This is a genomic window from Achromobacter sp. GQ309, assembly GCF_059759315.1.
Genome location: NZ_JCAXDP010000003.1, coordinates 1 through 16375, shown reverse-complemented (window position 1 = coordinate 16375; position 16375 = coordinate 1). Strand labels below are relative to the sequence as shown.

The following is a 16375-nucleotide window of genomic DNA, read 5'->3' as shown; positions in this document are numbered from 1 at the left end:
GATTGTCCACAATATGGACATGCGCCTCACAATATAGTCAATTATTCCATATCGACGCGCCCGGAACCAGCGATGGATCGCCGCGCCGGCATGCTCCCTTCGTCAGGCTACGATACCGTCCATGAGCTCCCATATCCGCATCGTTGGCGCCCGCCAGAACAATCTCAAGAACCTGGATCTGACCATCGCCACCGGCGAACTGGTCGTCGTCACCGGGGTGTCGGGGTCCGGTAAAAGTTCGCTGGCCTTCGACACCCTTTACGCCGAGGGCCAACGGCGCTACGTGGAAACCTTCTCGCCCTATGCGCGCCAGTTCCTGGACCGCATGGACAAGCCGCAGGTGGACCGCATCGAGGGCATTCTGCCCGCTATCGCCATCGACCAGACCAATCCGGTGCGCAGCTCGCGCAGCACGGTCGGCACGATGACCGAACTGAACGATCACCTGAAACTGCTGTTCGCGCGTGGCGCCAAGCTCTATTGCCGCGGCTGCGGCAAGCTGGTGCGGCGCGACACGCCGGAATCCGTCTATCACTCGCTGGCCGAGCGCGCTGCGACCGTGGGCGACCCGCGCCTGGTGGTGACCTTCCCGATCGCCGTGCCGGCCAACTTCACCGAAGACGAAGTGCGCGGCTTCCTTGAGCAGCAGGGCTACACCCGCGTGCACGCCGAAGAAACCGCCGTGCCCCGCGCCGCCGCGCCCGCCAAGGGCGCCAAGAAGGCCAAGGCCACGAAGACCGCCAAGGCCGCCACCGAAGAACGCCGCATCCTGCACGTCATCCAGGATCGCTTCCGCTTCGCCGGCACCGAGCGCGAACGCATCATGGAAGCGCTGGACACCGCGCTTCGCATGGGCGCCGGCCACATCGCCGTCTACGCCATGGACGCCGACGGCGGCAACGCGCACATCTGGAAGTACAGCGACCGGCTGCACTGCGCCGATTGCGACATCGAATACACCGACCCGCTGCCCAGCAGCTTCTCGTTCAATTCGCCGCTGGGCGCCTGCGAGGCCTGCCGCGGCTTCGGCCGCGTGATCGGCATCGACTTCGGCCTGGTCATCCCCGACGAGAAAAAGACCCTGCTCGAAGGCGCCATCAAGCCGTGGACCACGCCGTCCTACAAGGAATGCCAGGACGACCTGCAAAAGTACGCCCCGCGCGCGGGCGTGCCGCTGGGCGTGCCCTGGAAGGACATGAGCGACGAGCACAAGCGCTGGGTGCTGTACGGCACACCCGACTGGAAGGGCGGCAACGACGCCTGGAAGCACCAGTGGTACGGCGTGCAGCGCTTCTTCGACTGGCTGGAAACCAAGTCGTACAAGATGCACGTGCGCGTGCTGCTGTCCAAGTACCGCAGCTACACGCCCTGCCCCAGCTGCAACGGCGCGCGACTGAAGCCCGACGCCCTGCTCTGGCGCCTGGGCAACAAGGATGAAGCCGACGCCGTGCTGCCGCCCGAAGACGGCCGCTACAAGCGCTTCATGCCGGTCGGCACCACCTGGAGCCGCGAGCAGCTCAACGGCCTGGACGGCCTGTCGCTGCACGACGTGATGCTGCTGCCGATCGAGCGGGTGCGTAAATTCTTCGACACGCTGTCGTTCTCGGGCGCGCTGGACGCCGCCACCGACCTGCTGATGACCGAAGTGCGCGCGCGCCTGAAATTCCTGTGCGACGTGGGCCTGGGCTACCTGACGCTGGACCGCCAGAGCCGCACGCTGTCGGGCGGCGAGGTCCAGCGGATCAACCTGACCACCGCGCTGGGCACCTCGCTGGTGAACACGCTGTTCGTGCTGGACGAGCCCTCCATCGGCCTGCACCCGCGCGACATGCACCGCGTCGTCGAAGTCATGCACCGCCTGCGCAACGCCGGCAACACGCTGGTGGTCGTGGAGCACGATCCGCAGGTCATGGTGGCCGCGGACCGCATCATCGACATCGGCCCCGGTCCCGGCGAGCGGGGCGGCCGCATCGTCTTCGACGGCACGCCTGATCAACTGCGCGCCGCGCCCTCGCTGACCGGCGATTATCTCGGCGGCCGACTGCGTGTGGAAGCGCCGCGTCCGATGCCGGTGGCGGCCAACACGCCGCGCCTGCTGCTGGAAGGCGTCAATGCGCACAACCTGAAGAACGTCTCTGTCGAGCTGCCGCTGGGCCGCCTGGTCTGCGTGACCGGCGTGTCCGGTTCGGGCAAATCCACGCTGGTGCAGGACGTGCTCTACCCCGCGTTGCTCAAGCAGAAGGGCAAGCCGTCGGAAGCGCCGGGCGCCTTCGACCGTCTGCTCGGCGCCGAGCAGATCGCCGACGTCGTCATGGTGGACCAGACCCCCATCGGCAAGACCGCGCGCTCCAACCCGGCCAGCTACGTCGGCGCGTTCGACGCGATCCGCAAGCTGTTTGCCCAAGCCCCGCTGGCGCGTGAACGCGCCTACACGGCGGGCACATTCAGCTTCAACGGCGGCGACGGCCGCTGCCCGACCTGCGGCGGCACCGGCTTCGAACACGTCGAAATGCAGTTCCTGTCCGACGTGTACCTGCGCTGCCCCGATTGCGACGGCAAGCGATTCCGCCCCGAAGTGCTGGAAGTGCGCGTCGAACATTTGGGCAAGAGCGCCTCGATCGACGAGGTGCTGGCAATGACGGTCAGCGAGGCGCTGGACTTCTTCAAGGGGCTGCGCGACGTGCAGACCGGTCTTGCGCCGCTGGCCGACGTGGGCCTGGAATACGTGCGGCTGGGGCAACCGGTGCCGACCCTGTCGGGCGGCGAGGCGCAGCGCCTGAAACTGGCAGGCCATCTGGCTGAGGCCGCGCGCAGCGGCATCTCCACCGCCAAGGTCGCCAAGAAGGGCAGCCTGTTCCTGTTCGACGAACCCACCACCGGCCTGCACTTCGACGACGTCGCGCGCCTGATGCGCGCGTTCCGCAAGCTGCTGGCCGCCGGCCACACGCTGCTCGTCATCGAACACAACCTGGACGTGATCCGCGCGGCGGACTGGCTGATCGACCTCGGTCCGGAAGGCGGCGACGCCGGCGGCCTGGTCCTCGGTACGGGCACGCCGCAGGACCTGATGGACAACCCCAAGTCGCACACGGGCGCCGCGCTGCGCGACTACGAAGTCAGCATCCTGCCCGTCGATACCGTCGCGGGCGGCAAGGCCGACGTCATCGTCAGCAGCGATGCCGACGCGCAGGAGGCCGAGCAGGCCGGCCTGACCGCGCGCATCGCCGAGCCGCAAGCCGAGTACGGCGCGGGCGTGGGCTCGCCCCTGCAATCCCTGGTGCGCGAACGCCGCCAGGGCAGCATGGCCATCGAAATCCGCAACGCGCGCGAACACAACCTGAAGAACATCAGCGTCGAAATTCCGCACGACAAGTTCACCGTCATCACGGGCGTGTCGGGGTCGGGCAAGTCCACGCTGGCCTTCGACATCCTGTTCAACGAGGGCCAGCGCCGTTATCTGGAATCGCTGAACGCCTACGCGCGTGCCATTGTGCAGCCGGCCGGCAAGCCGGATGTGGACGCCATCTTCGGCATCCCGCCCACCGTGGCGATCGAACAGCGCACCAGCCGCGGCGGCCGCAAGTCCACCGTGGCCACGATGACGGAAATCCATCACTTCCTGCGGTTGCTGTACGTGAAACTGGGCACGCAATACTGCCCGGACTGCAATGTCGCGGTCGAACCCCAGAACACCGACCAGATCGTGGCGCGCCTGTTGCGCGAGCACAAGGGCGAGCACATCGGCCTGCTGGCGCCGCTGGTCACCGCGCGCAAGGGCTATTACACGGATCTGGCCAAGTGGGCGGGCTCCAAGGGCCATTCCCATCTGCGCGTTGACGGCGAATTCATTCCCGTGGCGCCGTGGCCGCGCCTGGACCGCTACAAGGAACACAACATCGAACTGCCGGTGGCAGACGTGGTGGTGGACCCGGCCAACGAGGCCGACCTGCGCGCCGCCGTCAAGAGCGCGCTGGAAAACGGCCAGGGCGTGATGTCGGTCGTGTGGCCCGTCAACAAGCTTCACGAGGCGCTGAACAGCGAACTGCAGCAGCAGCATTTCTCGGTCAAGCGCGCGTGCCCGTCCTGCGGCACCAGCTTCCCCGAACCCGATCCGCGCCTGTTCTCGTACAACTCCAAGCACGGCTGGTGCACAGGCTGCTACGGCACGGGCCTGCAATTGCAGGGCTTTGACGAAGAGCAGACCGGCGAGGAAACCGCCTGGAACGCGTGGTACGAAGGCGAGGCCAAGACCTGCACGCAATGCGATGGCCAGCGGCTGAACCGCGTGGCGCGCGCCGTGCGCTGGCGCGACAAGTCGATTGCCGAACTGGCCTCGCTGCCGGTGTCGGACGCGCACACCTTCTTTACCGGACTGGTGGCGCGCGGCCGCGAAGGCGAGATCGCCCGCGACATCCTGGCCGAGATCCGCGGCCGCCTGAACTTCATGCAGGAAGTGGGCTTGAACTACCTGGCGCTGGACCGCGCCGCGCCCACGCTGTCCGGCGGCGAGGCGCAGCGCATCCGGCTGGCCGCGCAACTGGGCTCCAACCTGCAGGGCGTCTGCTACGTGCTGGACGAACCCACCATCGGCCTGCACCCGCGCGACAACCGCATCCTGCTGGACGCGCTGGCGCGGCTGGAAGGCAACGGCAACACGCTGGTGGTGGTCGAGCACGACGACGACACCATCCGCCGCGCCTCGCACGTCATCGACATCGGCCCGGGCGCGGGCATCCGCGGCGGCCGCGTGGTGGCGCAAGGCACGGTGCAGGACGTGATCGACGCGCCCGAGTCCGTGACCGGCCGCTACCTGAAGACACCGCTTGCGCATCCGCTGCAAGGCCGCCGTCCCGTCGAGGCCGACACGCCCATGATCGAGATCCGCGGCGCGCGCCTGCACAACCTGCGCAGCGTCGACGCGCGCATTCCGGTGGGCCGCCTGAGCGTGGTGACCGGGGTGTCCGGATCCGGTAAATCGACCTTGGCGCGCGAAGTGCTGCTGGACAACCTGACGCAGGCGGTCTCGCAAGGCAAGGCGCCGGGCTGGGCGGGCTGCGAAAGCATCAAGGGCTGGAAAGCCATCGACCGCGTGCTCGAAGTGGACCAGACGCCCATCGGCAAGACGCCGCGCTCGTGCCCGGCGACCTATGTAGGCTTCTGGGACGACGTGCGCAAGCAGTTCGCCGACACCCGCGAGGCCCGCATGCGCGGCTGGACCGCGGCGCGCTTCTCGTTCAATACCGGCGATGGCCGCTGCCCGATCTGCGAAGGCCAGGGCATGCGCACCATCGAGATGAACTTCCTGCCCGACGTGAAGGTGCCGTGCGACGCCTGCAACGGCGCGCGCTTCAACAACGACACGCTCAGCGTGCAGATGCGCGGCAAGAACGCCGGCGAGTTGCTGTCCATGGAAGTGGACGACGCCATCGGCTACTTCGCCGCCCATCCCAAGATCCACCGTCCGCTGCAATTGATGCAGGACGTGGGGCTGGGATACCTGACGCTGGGCCAGCCGTCGCCCACGCTGTCGGGCGGCGAGGCGCAGCGCATCAAGCTGGTGACCGAGCTGTCCAAGGCCCGCCTGACCAACGGCCTGATCAAGACCGGCCGCGCCTCGCGCATCCCGCACACGCTGTACGTGCTGGACGAGCCGACGGTGGGGCTGTCGATGGCCGACGTCGAAAAGCTGATCCACGTGCTGCACCGCCTGGTCGAAGCCGGCAACACGGTGGTGGTGATCGAACACAACCTGGACGTCATCGCCGAAGCCGACTGGCTGCTGGACCTGGGCCCCGAAGGCGGCACGGGCGGCGGGCAACTGGTGGGCGAAGGCTCGCCCGAGCACGTGATGACGCTGGCCGATCATTCCCACACCGGCCGGGTCCTGACGGAGTTCCTTGCGCAACAACAGCGGTAACGCACCATGGATTGCCGTTTTGAAGACCGGCTTGCCGGTCGCGCGCTGCGCCTCGACGGGTTTTGCGACCGGATCGAGGCGCGCGCCGCGGCCGAGGTCGCCCCGGCGCTGGCCGCCATCGACGCCGCGCGGCGCGAAGGCCGCTGGATTGCCCTGCTGCTGGACTACGAGCTGGGCGAATGGCTACTGCCCGAGGCCACCCGGCCCGCGCCGGCCGGGCCGTGGACGCCGCCGCGCGATGACGGACGCCCCCGTCTGACTGCGCTGGTGTTCGACCGCAAGATCGACGAAGCGCCATGGGACGCGCCGGACGCCGATGCGCCCACGGCGTCCATCAGCCTGCCCGTACCGCGCATGACCGAGCCCGCCTACGTGCGCCAGATCGACGCCATTCGCGGCCTGATCCGGGACGGCGAGCTGTATCAGGTCAATTTCACGCAGCCGCTCGACGTCGGCTTCCAGGGCGATCCGGCCACGCTGTACCGCCGCATCGCGGCGCGCAATCCGGTCGCGCACGCAGCCTACATCCAGGACGGCGATCGCACGGTGCTGTCGTTTTCGCCCGAGCTGTTCGTGCGGCGCGAGGGCGCCCGGCTGACGACCCGGCCCATGAAAGGCACCGCACCGCGACATGCCGACCCGGCCGAGGACGAACGCCTGGGCCAGGAATTGCTGGCCAGCGACAAGAACCGCGCCGAAAACCTGATGATCGTGGACCTGCTGCGCAACGACCTCGGACGGCTGGCCGAGCCGGGTTCGGTGAAGGTCGACGCGCTGTTTTCGTTGGAGCAATACCCCACGGTCTGGACCATGACGTCCACCGTGTCGGCCACCGCGCCGCACGCCACGCTGTCGGACGTGCTGCAAGCCCTCTTTCCCTGCGGGTCGATCACCGGCGCGCCGAAAGTCGCGGCCATGCGCCGCATCCGCCAGATGGAAACCGCCCCGCGCGGTCTGTATTGCGGCAGCATCGGCTGGCTGGCCCCGGATGGCGACTTCTCGCTCAACGTCGCGATCCGCACGCTGGTCCTGGACCGGCGGGGCCACGGCGTCTACAGCGTCGGCGGCGGCATCGTCTACGATTCGGACCCGGCCGGCGAATGGCAGGAATGCCACTGGAAGGCCCGCATCCTGCGCGCCTGACGGCGCAAACCCCACGGCCGGTAGTAGCATAGAGCGCGGCCCGCGCAGCCCGGCCTGGCGCGGCCCCACTCAGCCGGCCCCGCGCCTTATTCCAGGAGAGTCCCATGCAACCTGAATTGATCGAGACCATCCTGGTTGAAGCCTCGGGCAACGTGCCGCTGCTGGCGCGCCACCTCCACCGCCTCGAAGCGTCATGCAAGGCCCTGGGCTATGTCTGGGGCGGCCGCGATGTCGAAGGCGACATCCTCGTCGCCGTCATGTCCCTGGGCTCCGCCGGTCCCCACCGCCTGCGCCTCCTGGTCGCGCGCGACGGCAGCCGTCACATCCAGACCGCCGTCCTGCCCCCCTTGCCCGCGCACCAGGAAGTCATGCTGGCGCCCGAGGCGCTGCGGTCTTCCGAACCGCTGCTGCGCTACAAGACCACGCACCGCCCCTGGTACACCAAGACGATCGAATGGCTGCCCTCGCATCCGCACATCTTCGATCTGGTCTACCTGAACGAACGCGGCGAACTCTGCGAAGGCAGCCGCAGCAACGTCTATCTGCGCCTGGGCGACGTCTGGTACACCCCGCCCGTGGACAGCGGCTGCCTGCCGGGCGTGCAGCGCGCGCAACTGCTCGACGACGGCAAGGCGAAGGAACGCGTCCTGACGTTGGCGGACCTGCATGCAGCCGACGAAATCCGGTTGTCGAATGCGCTGCGCGGATGGTTCACGGTGACATTCCGCGACGCCTGACATCTGCTCGGGGCGAACGCGCATTGCAAAAGCCGCGCCGCTGAAGAATAATTGCGACTGATTCTTATTGGCATCATGTCAGCGGCTTCATCGTGTCTTCCTCCCGCCCCGGGGCGCCCGCCTGCATCGAATCCCTGTATTGCGACCACCACGGCTGGCTGCAGGAATGGTTGCGGCGCCGCCTGGGCAACACCTTCGACGCCGCCGACATCGCGCACGACACGTTCGTGCGCCTGTTCCGCAACCAGGAACCCATCCGCGAGCCGCGCGCGTTCCTGACCACCATCGCCCACGGCCTGGTCGTCAACCACTGGCGGCGGCAGGATCTGGAACGCGCCTACCGTGACACGCTGGCCACCGTCGCCGACACGCTCCATCCCTCGCCTGAAGACCGCGCGCTGCTGATGGACGCGCTGTCCGAACTGGACGCCCTGCTGAACCAGCTCAATCCCAAGGCCCGCACGGCCTTTCTGCTGGCGCACCTGGAAGGCCTGGGCTACGTCGAGATCGCCGAGCGTCTGGCGGTGTCCGAGCGCATGGTCAAGAAGTACATGGCGCAGGCGATGCTGCACTGCCTGACTTTCAGCCTGGCGGCCACCGCACCATGACGCCCGCCCCCAGCGCGCCCAGCTTCAAGGTGCTGCAAGAGGCCGCCGAGTGGTTCGCCGTGCTGCGCGCCCCCGCGGTGCCGCCCGGCGAGCGCCAGCGCTGGCGCCAGTGGCATGACGCCGATCCCATGCATCAGGCCGCCTGGCACCGCGTGGAGGCCATCAGCGGCAAGTTCGACGACCTGCCGGGCGTGGACAAGCCCACCGCGCATCGCATGCTGGACGCCGCCGCGGCAAAACGCTCGCAGCGCCGCAGCGCCCTGAAGATGCTGACGCTGCTCTGCGGCACCGGCTTGGGCGTCTGGACCGCGTCCCAGACCACGCCTTGGCGCGCCTGGACCGCAGCCCATCACACCAGCGTGGGCGAACGCCGCCAGATCCAGTTGGCCGACGGCGGCACCTTGTGGCTCAACACCGGCAGCGCGGTCGACGTGGACTACGGACCGCAGTTGCGTCGCGTGGTGCTGGTGGCCGGAGAGATCCTGGTCAGCACCGCGCCGGACACGCAGTCGCCCGCGCGGCCCTTCGTGGTCGACACCGCCGAGGCGCGGCTGCGCGCGCTCGGCACGCGCTACGCGGTCTACCAGGAGGACGACGCCAGCCGGGTCGCCGTCTTCGAGGGCGCGGTGGAAGTGCGCCCCAAAGCCGCCGGCGCCGCGACCCTGATCGTGCACGCCGGCCAGCAGTCCCGCGTCACCCGGGCGGCCGCCGCGCCCCCCGAGCCCGCCGAACCGGCGCGCGAATCCTGGTCGCGCGGTCTGCTGATCGCCGAGAACATGCGCCTGGCGGACTTCATCGCCGAGCTGTCCCGCTACCGGCGCGGCTATCTGGCCTGTGCGCCGGAGGTGGCCGACCTGCGCATCGTCGGCGCCTATGCGCTGCCGGACACGGACCGGGTGCTGAGCGCGCTGGCCGCCACGCTGCCCGTGCGCATCCAGGCGCCGATGCCGTGGTGGGTGACGGTGGTGCCGCGCTGACGCCACGCGTTGCAAAAAGATTTCAGGACCGAGGTTCCCTTTTCGGATGCCACGTTTGGCATACGGGGTGAAGACCCTCTTCTTTCCCCCACGAAAGGCTTTCCATGCACTCCTCGTCCCTTACCCGCCGCACCGCGCTGTCGCTGGCGATTTCCGCGGCCCTCCTGGGCATTGCCGTCTCCACGATTTCGCCCGTGCACGCGCAGTCCGCGCCGGCCGCCTCGGCCAGCCGCGACTTCGACATCGCGCCCGGCGCGCTGAGCCGCGTCATCACCCAGTTCGCGGCGCAGGCCGGCATCCAGGTGTCCGTCGACGCCGCCATGACAGCCGGCCGCGACAGCCCCGGCCTGCGGGGCCGCCATTCCGTGGCGAGCGGCTTTGGCACCCTGCTCGCCGGCACCGGCCTCGAGGCAGTCCACCGGGGCGGCGGCGAGTACACCCTGCGGCCCAGCCCCGCAGCGCCGGGGGTGGTGACGCTGCCCGGTGTCACGGTGACCGGCTCCACCAACGCCGCCCTGCAGCAGGACGGCTTGGCCAGCGACGGCTACCGCGCCTCGCTCGTGCAGTCGGTCGGCGCCCTAGGCGGCATGGACCTGCAGCGCGCGCCCTTCGCCATCAACGTCGTGCCGCGCGAACTGCTGCAGAACGTGCAGGCGCAGTCACCCGACGACGTCTACAAGATCAGCCCATCCGCCATGACGCAGACGCCCCAGATCAGCGGCTGGGCGCCCATGGTGAAGATCCGAGGTTTCAACAGCTACGATCGCGCCGAAGAAGGCCTGCGCCGCTCCTTCGGCTTCGCGGCATCCATCGAAGACAAGGAACGCGTCGAGATCCTGAGCGGCCTGTCGGGCTTCCTGTTCGGCGCGGCCTCGCCCGGCGGGATGGTGAACTACGTCTACAAGCGCCCCACGCAGGAGCGCCTGAACAGCGTCACCGTCGGCAACTACGGCGGCGGCCAGTACTACGTGCACGGCGACTTCGGCGGCCCGGTCGACAGCAACGGCAAGGTCGGCTACCGCGTCAACCTGGTGCGCCAGGACGGCGACACCGCCGTCGACGATCAGAAGATCGACCGCAGCCTGGCCAGCGCCGCGTTTGACTTCAACATCACCGACCGCTTCAAGCTGGAGCTGGGCGCGTCTTACGGCGATTACAAGATGGACGCGCCCAACTCGTACTGGTTCTTCCGCGACGGCGTGTCCCGCCCCACGCTGGACACGAAGAAGAACTGGAGCCAGCCGTGGGTCCGCGACGAAACCGAAACGCGCAAGTGGATGGCCCGGGCCACATATGAGGCCAGCGATCACCTGACGGTGCGCGTGGCCCACCTGCGCGAATACCAGGACCGGCCGGTGCAGTACCACACGATGAATTCCGTGCGCTCCGCCGGCGAATACTTCCAGCTGCGCCAGAAGGTCGGCCCCACGCGCACGGAATCCGAGGCATGGCAGGCGCTGGCCGACATCTCGTTCGCCACGGGTCCGGTCGATCACAAGATCACCATGGGGTACTACGGCTACACCGACCGGCAATGGCAGAACACGTGGTTCCCCAGCACCGGCTACCAGGGCCCGTACAGCCTGGATTCGCCCACGCACGTGCCGGAACCGGACTGGGCCACGACGCCGGCCAAGTCGATGTACTTCTCCAGCCGCATCCGCAACGACAACTTCATGATCGGCGACCTGGTGCGCTTCAACGATCAATGGTCCGCGCTGGTCGGCATCAACCGCAGCACCATCCAGACGACCGACCGCAACGCCGACGGCAGCCTCAGCCAGCCCGACTATGACCGCGGCAGAAACTCGCCCAACGCGTCGCTGATCTTCACGCCCGTGCCGTGGATGACGGCCTACGCCACCTACATCGAAGGTCTGGAGCAAGGCGGCGTGGCGCCCGAAGACGCCGCGAATGCGCTGCAGGTCATGGCGCCGATGCGCAGCAAGCAGAAGGAATTGGGCCTGAAGGCCGAAGTCGGCGGCGTGCTTGTGAGCGGCGCACTGTTCGACATCGAGAAGGCCTACGAATACACCAACGATTCCAACGTCTACGGCCAGGACGGCGTACAGCGCCACCGCGGCGCGGAGGTCTCGGCCATCGGGAAGGTCACGCCCGCATGGACGGTCGTGGGCGGCGCCACCTGGCTGCATGCCCGCGTCGAAGGCGGCGCCAACGACGGCAAGGATCCCTTGAACGTGCCCAAGTTCATGGCCAAGCTCTACTCCGAATACGCCCTGCCCTTCGCGCCCGGCCTCAGCGTCACGGGCGGCGTCTACCACGTCGGCAAGCAATGGTCCTCCGCCACCAACGTCAGCCGCCTGCCGTCCTACACCACGTTCGACGTCGGTCTGCGCTATGCGGCCCAGGTCTCGGGCCGGCCGCTGACGCTGCGCCTGAACGTCAACAACGTCACCGGCCGCGATTATTGGCTGAACAGCTATTACCTCGGCAGTCCGCGCAGCGTCGCGCTGTCGGCGCAGATGCAGTTCTGAAGACGCGAACTCAATCCGCAAACACGTCCACCACCACCTGACGAAGCCACTGGTTGGCGGCTTCGCGGTGGTTGCGGGCGTGCCAGAACACGTTGATGACCGACTCCGGAATCTTCACCGGACAGGGCGCGGCGGCCAGGCCGAACGGGCCGCACGCGCAGTCGGCAAAGCGCTGCGGCACCACCGCGATCATGTCGGTGGCCTGCAGCACCGGCCCCACCGCCATGAAGTGCGGCACCGTCAGCCGCAGCCGGCGGCGGATGCCCGCACGCGCGATCACCTCGTCCACCACGCCGTGGCCCGTGCCCTCGGACACGATCGCCACGTGTTCGGCCGCGCGAAACTGCCTGGCCGACACGCCCGAGCGCGCCAGCGGATGGTCCTGCCGGAAGATGCACACATAGGGCTGGCGAAACAGCCGGCGCTGAAAGAACCCGCCTTTCAACCCCGGCAGAAAGCCCATGGCCAGATCCATGCGGCCCCGCTCCATTTCGTCGCGCACGTCGATCGACGTCGTGCGCACCGTGCGGATGGTCACGCCCGGCGCCACCTGATCCAGCGCCCGCATCAGGCGTGGCAGAAAGTAGGTCTCTCCCACGTCGTTCACCCCGATCACAAACGACCGCTCGCTGCGCGCCGGATCGAACGCCACGCGCGCGTTCAGCGTGCCTTGCAGCGCGGAAAGCGCATCGGCGATCGGCTGAGCCAGGCTCTCGGCATACGGCGTCGGCACCATGCCGCGCGAGGTCCGCAGGAACAACTCGTCGCCCAGCAGCTTGCGCAGCCGGCTCAGCGCATTGCTGACGCCCGGCTGCGAAATCCCCAGGCTTTCCGCCGCCGCCGACACCCGGCCATGCTTGTGCAATTCATTGAAGACGACGAGCAGATTCAGATCCACGTCTTTCAGGTTCATGCGGCTGTCTCCACCAATATTGATTCTGGTGATTTATGTAATAAGCCAGATTCTATTTATTAATTTGGCGCCCTGCCCGAAGATGCGGAAAAACTGCCTGCGCCCATGCCGCGCAAGGCGCTGCCCGGCCGCCATGCGGCCAGCTGAAAAATGGAGACAAATCATGCGCGTCCGCACGCATCGCATCGCCACGTCCTGTAGCTGGGGCCGTCCATGAACGCCCCCGAACACCCCGTCCAATTCGTCCCGCCCTGGCAAGGCGACGGTTCCCATCGCATCCCGTTCGGCGTCTACACCGACGCCGCGCTGCACCAGCGGGAACTGGAGCGCTTCTTCTACCAAGGCCACTGGAGCTACGTCGGCCTCGAGGCCGAAATCCCGAATCCCGGCGACTTCAAACGCACGGTCGTGGGCGAGCGGTCCGTCATCCTGCTGCGCGACAACGATGGCGAAGTGCGCGTCGTGGAAAACGTCTGCGCCCATCGCGGCGTGCAGTTCTGCCGCGAACGCGCCGGCAACCGTACTGAGTTCGTCTGTCCGTACCATCAGTGGAATTACGACCTGCAGGGCAACCTGATCGGCGTGCCCTTCCGCCGCGGGGTCAAGCAGGACGGCAAGGTCAACGGCGGCATGCCGCCCGACTTCAAGCCCGAGGACCACGGCCTGACAAAACTGGCGGTCGCCTGCCGCAACGGCGTCGTCTTTGCGTCCTTCGACCACGACGTCGAGCCGCTCGAAGACTACCTGGGCCCCGACATCGCGCATTACTTCGACCGCGTCTTCGACGGCCGCGAACTGGTGATCCACGGCTACAGCCGCCAGCGCATTCCCGGCAACTGGAAGCTGATGCAGGAGAACATCAAAGACCCCTATCACCCCGGCCTCCTGCACACCTGGTTCGTCACCTTCGGCCTATGGCGCGCGGACAACCGGTCCGAACTGAAAATGGACCGCCACTTCCGCCACGCCGCCATGATCTCCACACGCGGCCAGGGCGGCAAAAGCACTGTTACCAGCGGCGTGTCCAGCTTCAAGGAACAGATGTCGCTGAACGACGACCGCTTTCTGGACATCGTGCAGGAACCCTGGTGGAACGGCCCCACCGCCGTGCTCATGACCCTGTTCCCCAGCGTCATCATCCAGCAGCAGGTGAACTCGCTGTCTACCCGCCACATCCAGCCCGTCGGCCACGACGCCTTCGACTTCGTCTGGACCCACTTCGGCTTTGCCGACGACACCCCCGAAATGACCCAGCGCCGCCTGCGCCAGGCCAACCTCTTCGGCCCCGCCGGCTTCGTGTCCGCCGACGACGGCGAAGTCATCGAATTCTCGCAATCCGGCTTCGAACAAAAGCCCTGGCACCGCAGCGTCGCCGAACTCGGCGGAAAAACCGCCGAAAACACCGATCACATGGTCACCGAAACGCTGATACGCGGCATGTACGCGTACTGGCGCCGCGTGATGGAGGCGTGACATGCTGGACTTTCCGCGCTACTACCAACTCACCCGCCTGTACACCGACTACGCCGCCGCCCTGGACGCCGGCGAATGGGAAAAGTGGCCCGACTTCTTCACGGAAGACTGCATCTACAAAGTGCTGCCGCGCGAAAACTACGAACGCGGATTTCCGCTGGCGACCATGGCGTTCGAGAGCCGCGGCATGCTCAAGGACCGCATCTACGGCGCCACCGAAACCATCTTCCATGACCCCTACTACCAACGCCACGTCGTCGGCGCCCCGCGCGTGCTGCTGGCGCAGGACGACCGCATCGAGTCCGAAGCCAACTACGCCATCTTCCGCACCAAGCCCAGCCAGCTCACCACCGTCTTCAACGTAGGCCGCTACCTCGACGTGATCCGCCAGACCCCCGACGGTCTCAAATTCGAATCGCGGCTGTGCATCTTCGACAGCGAGCTGATCCCCAACTCGCTGATCTATCCCATCTGACCCGGAGACGAACAATGACTGTGCAATGGACAAAGGCGATTGAACGCGATGAAGTCCCCGAAGAAGACGTCATCGCCGTAGAGGCAGGCGGAAAAGAAATCGCGCTATACGGCGTCGAAGGCCAGGTCTACGCCACCGACAACCTCTGTACGCACGGCAATGCCAGGCTGTGCGACGGCTTCCTGACCGGCCACGAAATCGAATGCCCGCTGCACCAGGGCCGCTTCGACGTGCGCGACGGCCGCGCGCTGTGCTCGCCACTGCGGGAGAACATCGCGACCTATCCGGTGCGTATTGAGGATGGCGTCGTGTTCGTGGCGCTTTGATTTACTGACGCTGGGCACGGCGACCACAAGACGCCAGTCCGTTGACGCACCGCAGCGCTCAGAAATTGAGGCGCCGCCGCCCCGGCGGCCCTCAAACCGCCAGCCGCAACGCCTCGTTCGCCGCCGCCATGCCCATGGCAGCCGTCACGGTAACCACCGACCCATAGCCCGCGCACGACAAGCCCTGCGGCGCCAGGTTCAGACCCGACGCGCCCATATCATCTTCACCTTCAAGCGGCCTGGTCCACGCATCCGGCAAAACGGCCGGCTGGTCAAACCACAACGCATGCACGCCCATCTTCGGCACCCGCTTGAGCGCCTTGCCGTTCTTGTCCGACGCCCGCGGAAACCCATGCTCGCGCCGCAACTTGTTGCGCAGCTTGGACAGCAACGCATCATTGACCGCCCCCGACAGATCCCCCGCCCGCAACGCCAACGGATCCGTCTTCCCACCCGCGCCGCCACAAAGGAGCATCGGCACCCCAAGCGCACGCGCATGCAGAATCATCGCGATCTTCGCGGCCGCCTGATCGGTGCAGTCGATGATGACCGTATAAGGCCCCGGCAACACCTCGCCCACGTTCTCCGGCGACACAAAGTCATCCACCCGCGTGATCCGGCATTCCGGATTGATCGCCAACACCCGCTCAGCCATCGCATCCACCTTGGACTGCCCCAGCGTCGAACTCAACGCATGGATCTGCCGATTGACGTTGGACTCGGCAATGTGATCCAGATCGATCAACGTCAACGCCCCCACCCCGCACCGCGCCAGCGCCTCGACGGTCCACGACCCCACGCCGCCCAGGCCGGCGACGGCAACGTGGGCATTGCGGATGCGGGAGGGCGCGTCAGGACCATAAAGGCGCGACAGCGCGCCGAAACGACGGTCGAGATCGGCGGGTTCGGGAATGAGTTCGGGCGAGTTCATGGAGCGCATTTTATGGCAGCGGCCGCCAGCCTACCCGCCCAAGTCACGCGGACAAGGTGTCTGACACCCTGCGGAGACTGCAGTCATGCCGCGGATGTGCCTCAAGGGTGTCAGACACCGGCGCACTTTTCGCCGCCAGTCCAGATCCCAGAGGAACCCACAGACAGGCTGTCAGAAACGGACGGTACCGCCGCCCACCGCAAGCGCGAAGCGTCATCCTCCGACGCAAGAAACCGCGTAAGCGCCCGGAGGCCGCCCGCGCGGCCAACCGGGCGCGGGCCCCGCAAGACGCGGCAAACCCGCGCAAGCGCAGCCAAGAACCTTAAGAACTCAACCCGCCCCAGCGCCCGCCAAGCTGAAACCACCCGAGCCCGGCGTGG

11 protein-coding genes are annotated in these 16375 nt (G+C 67.2%); 9 read left to right on the top strand and 2 right to left on the bottom strand.

Annotated elements, in window-relative coordinates; translation table 11 throughout:
* Window positions 1-121: 121 nt before the first annotated feature.
* The 6 genes from uvrA to AC6CIE_RS09430 all read left to right on the top strand — a co-directional run bounded on the left by uvrA (window position 122) and on the right by AC6CIE_RS09430 (window position 11877).
* On the top strand, window positions 122-5917 hold the full coding sequence (uvrA, locus tag AC6CIE_RS09455) for an excinuclease ABC subunit UvrA (protein ID WP_498092144.1): 5796 nt from the start codon (window positions 122-124) through the stop codon (window positions 5915-5917).
* 6 nt (window positions 5918-5923) lie between these two features.
* Window positions 5924-7060: an aminodeoxychorismate synthase component I gene (locus AC6CIE_RS09450; RefSeq protein ID WP_498092143.1), complete on the top strand. Its 1137-nt coding sequence runs from the start codon at window positions 5924-5926 to the stop codon at window positions 7058-7060.
* Window positions 7061-7164: 104 nt separating this feature from the next.
* Complete coding sequence (locus AC6CIE_RS09445; RefSeq protein ID WP_498092142.1) at window positions 7165-7797, top strand: aminotransferase class IV family protein; 633 nt, start codon at window positions 7165-7167, stop codon at window positions 7795-7797.
* 92 nt (window positions 7798-7889) lie between these two features.
* Window positions 7890-8405 (top strand): sigma-70 family RNA polymerase sigma factor, encoded by a 516-nt coding sequence (locus AC6CIE_RS09440; RefSeq protein ID WP_498092140.1) that lies wholly within the window; start codon window positions 7890-7892, stop codon window positions 8403-8405.
* Window positions 8402-9382 (top strand): FecR domain-containing protein, encoded by a 981-nt coding sequence (locus AC6CIE_RS09435; RefSeq protein ID WP_498092138.1) that lies wholly within the window; start codon window positions 8402-8404, stop codon window positions 9380-9382. Before AC6CIE_RS09440 ends, AC6CIE_RS09435 begins: the two co-directional genes overlap by 4 nt.
* A 104-nt stretch (window positions 9383-9486) precedes the next feature.
* Complete coding sequence (locus AC6CIE_RS09430; protein ID WP_498092136.1) at window positions 9487-11877, top strand: TonB-dependent siderophore receptor; 2391 nt, start codon at window positions 9487-9489, stop codon at window positions 11875-11877.
* A 10-nt stretch (window positions 11878-11887) separates the two neighbouring features.
* Here AC6CIE_RS09430 and AC6CIE_RS09425 read toward each other — a convergent pair whose 3' ends face one another.
* The gene (locus tag AC6CIE_RS09425; protein WP_175138834.1) at window positions 11888-12790 is read right to left on the bottom strand and encodes a LysR family transcriptional regulator; all 903 of its coding nucleotides are present in this window, start codon (window positions 12788-12790) and stop codon (window positions 11888-11890) included.
* A gap of 213 nt (window positions 12791-13003) precedes the next feature.
* Between AC6CIE_RS09425 and AC6CIE_RS09420 the strand changes: the two genes are divergently transcribed.
* From AC6CIE_RS09420 to AC6CIE_RS09410, 3 genes are read left to right on the top strand one after another with little or no spacing between them, the layout of a single operon-like run.
* Window positions 13004-14263 (top strand): aromatic ring-hydroxylating dioxygenase subunit alpha, encoded by a 1260-nt coding sequence (locus AC6CIE_RS09420; RefSeq protein ID WP_498092134.1) that lies wholly within the window; start codon window positions 13004-13006, stop codon window positions 14261-14263.
* A gap of 1 nt (window position 14264) precedes the next feature.
* On the top strand, window positions 14265-14738 hold the full coding sequence (locus tag AC6CIE_RS09415; RefSeq protein ID WP_175123243.1) for an aromatic-ring-hydroxylating dioxygenase subunit beta: 474 nt from the start codon (window positions 14265-14267) through the stop codon (window positions 14736-14738).
* A gap of 14 nt (window positions 14739-14752) precedes the next feature.
* Complete coding sequence (locus AC6CIE_RS09410) at window positions 14753-15064, top strand: non-heme iron oxygenase ferredoxin subunit (protein ID WP_175138836.1); 312 nt, start codon at window positions 14753-14755, stop codon at window positions 15062-15064.
* A 91-nt stretch (window positions 15065-15155) separates the two neighbouring features.
* On the opposite strand, the gene AC6CIE_RS09405 is transcribed toward AC6CIE_RS09410, so the two are convergent.
* Window positions 15156-16004, bottom strand: a complete 849-nt coding sequence (locus tag AC6CIE_RS09405) for a tRNA threonylcarbamoyladenosine dehydratase (protein ID WP_498092132.1) — start codon at window positions 16002-16004, stop codon at window positions 15156-15158.
* Window positions 16005-16375 lie beyond the last annotated feature (371 nt).

Bases quoted from the DNA above. Each gene is read 5' to 3' on its own strand.
- uvrA (WP_498092144.1), top strand. From the start codon at position 122: ATGAGCTCCCATATCCGCATCGTTGGCGCCCGCCAGAACAATCTCAAG.
- AC6CIE_RS09450 (WP_498092143.1), top strand. From the start codon at position 5,924: ATGGATTGCCGTTTTGAAGACCGGCTTGCCGGTCGCGCGCTGCGCCTC.
- AC6CIE_RS09445 (WP_498092142.1), top strand. From the start codon at position 7,165: ATGCAACCTGAATTGATCGAGACCATCCTGGTTGAAGCCTCGGGCAAC.
- AC6CIE_RS09435 (WP_498092138.1), top strand. From the start codon at position 8,402: ATGACGCCCGCCCCCAGCGCGCCCAGCTTCAAGGTGCTGCAAGAGGCC.
- AC6CIE_RS09430 (WP_498092136.1), top strand. From the start codon at position 9,487: ATGCACTCCTCGTCCCTTACCCGCCGCACCGCGCTGTCGCTGGCGATT.
- AC6CIE_RS09425 (WP_175138834.1), bottom strand. From the start codon at position 12,790: ATGAACCTGAAAGACGTGGATCTGAATCTGCTCGTCGTCTTCAATGAA.
- AC6CIE_RS09420 (WP_498092134.1), top strand. From the start codon at position 13,004: ATGAACGCCCCCGAACACCCCGTCCAATTCGTCCCGCCCTGGCAAGGC.
- AC6CIE_RS09415 (WP_175123243.1), top strand. From the start codon at position 14,265: ATGCTGGACTTTCCGCGCTACTACCAACTCACCCGCCTGTACACCGAC.
- AC6CIE_RS09410 (WP_175138836.1), top strand. From the start codon at position 14,753: ATGACTGTGCAATGGACAAAGGCGATTGAACGCGATGAAGTCCCCGAA.
- AC6CIE_RS09405 (WP_498092132.1), bottom strand. From the start codon at position 16,004: ATGCGCTCCATGAACTCGCCCGAACTCATTCCCGAACCCGCCGATCTC.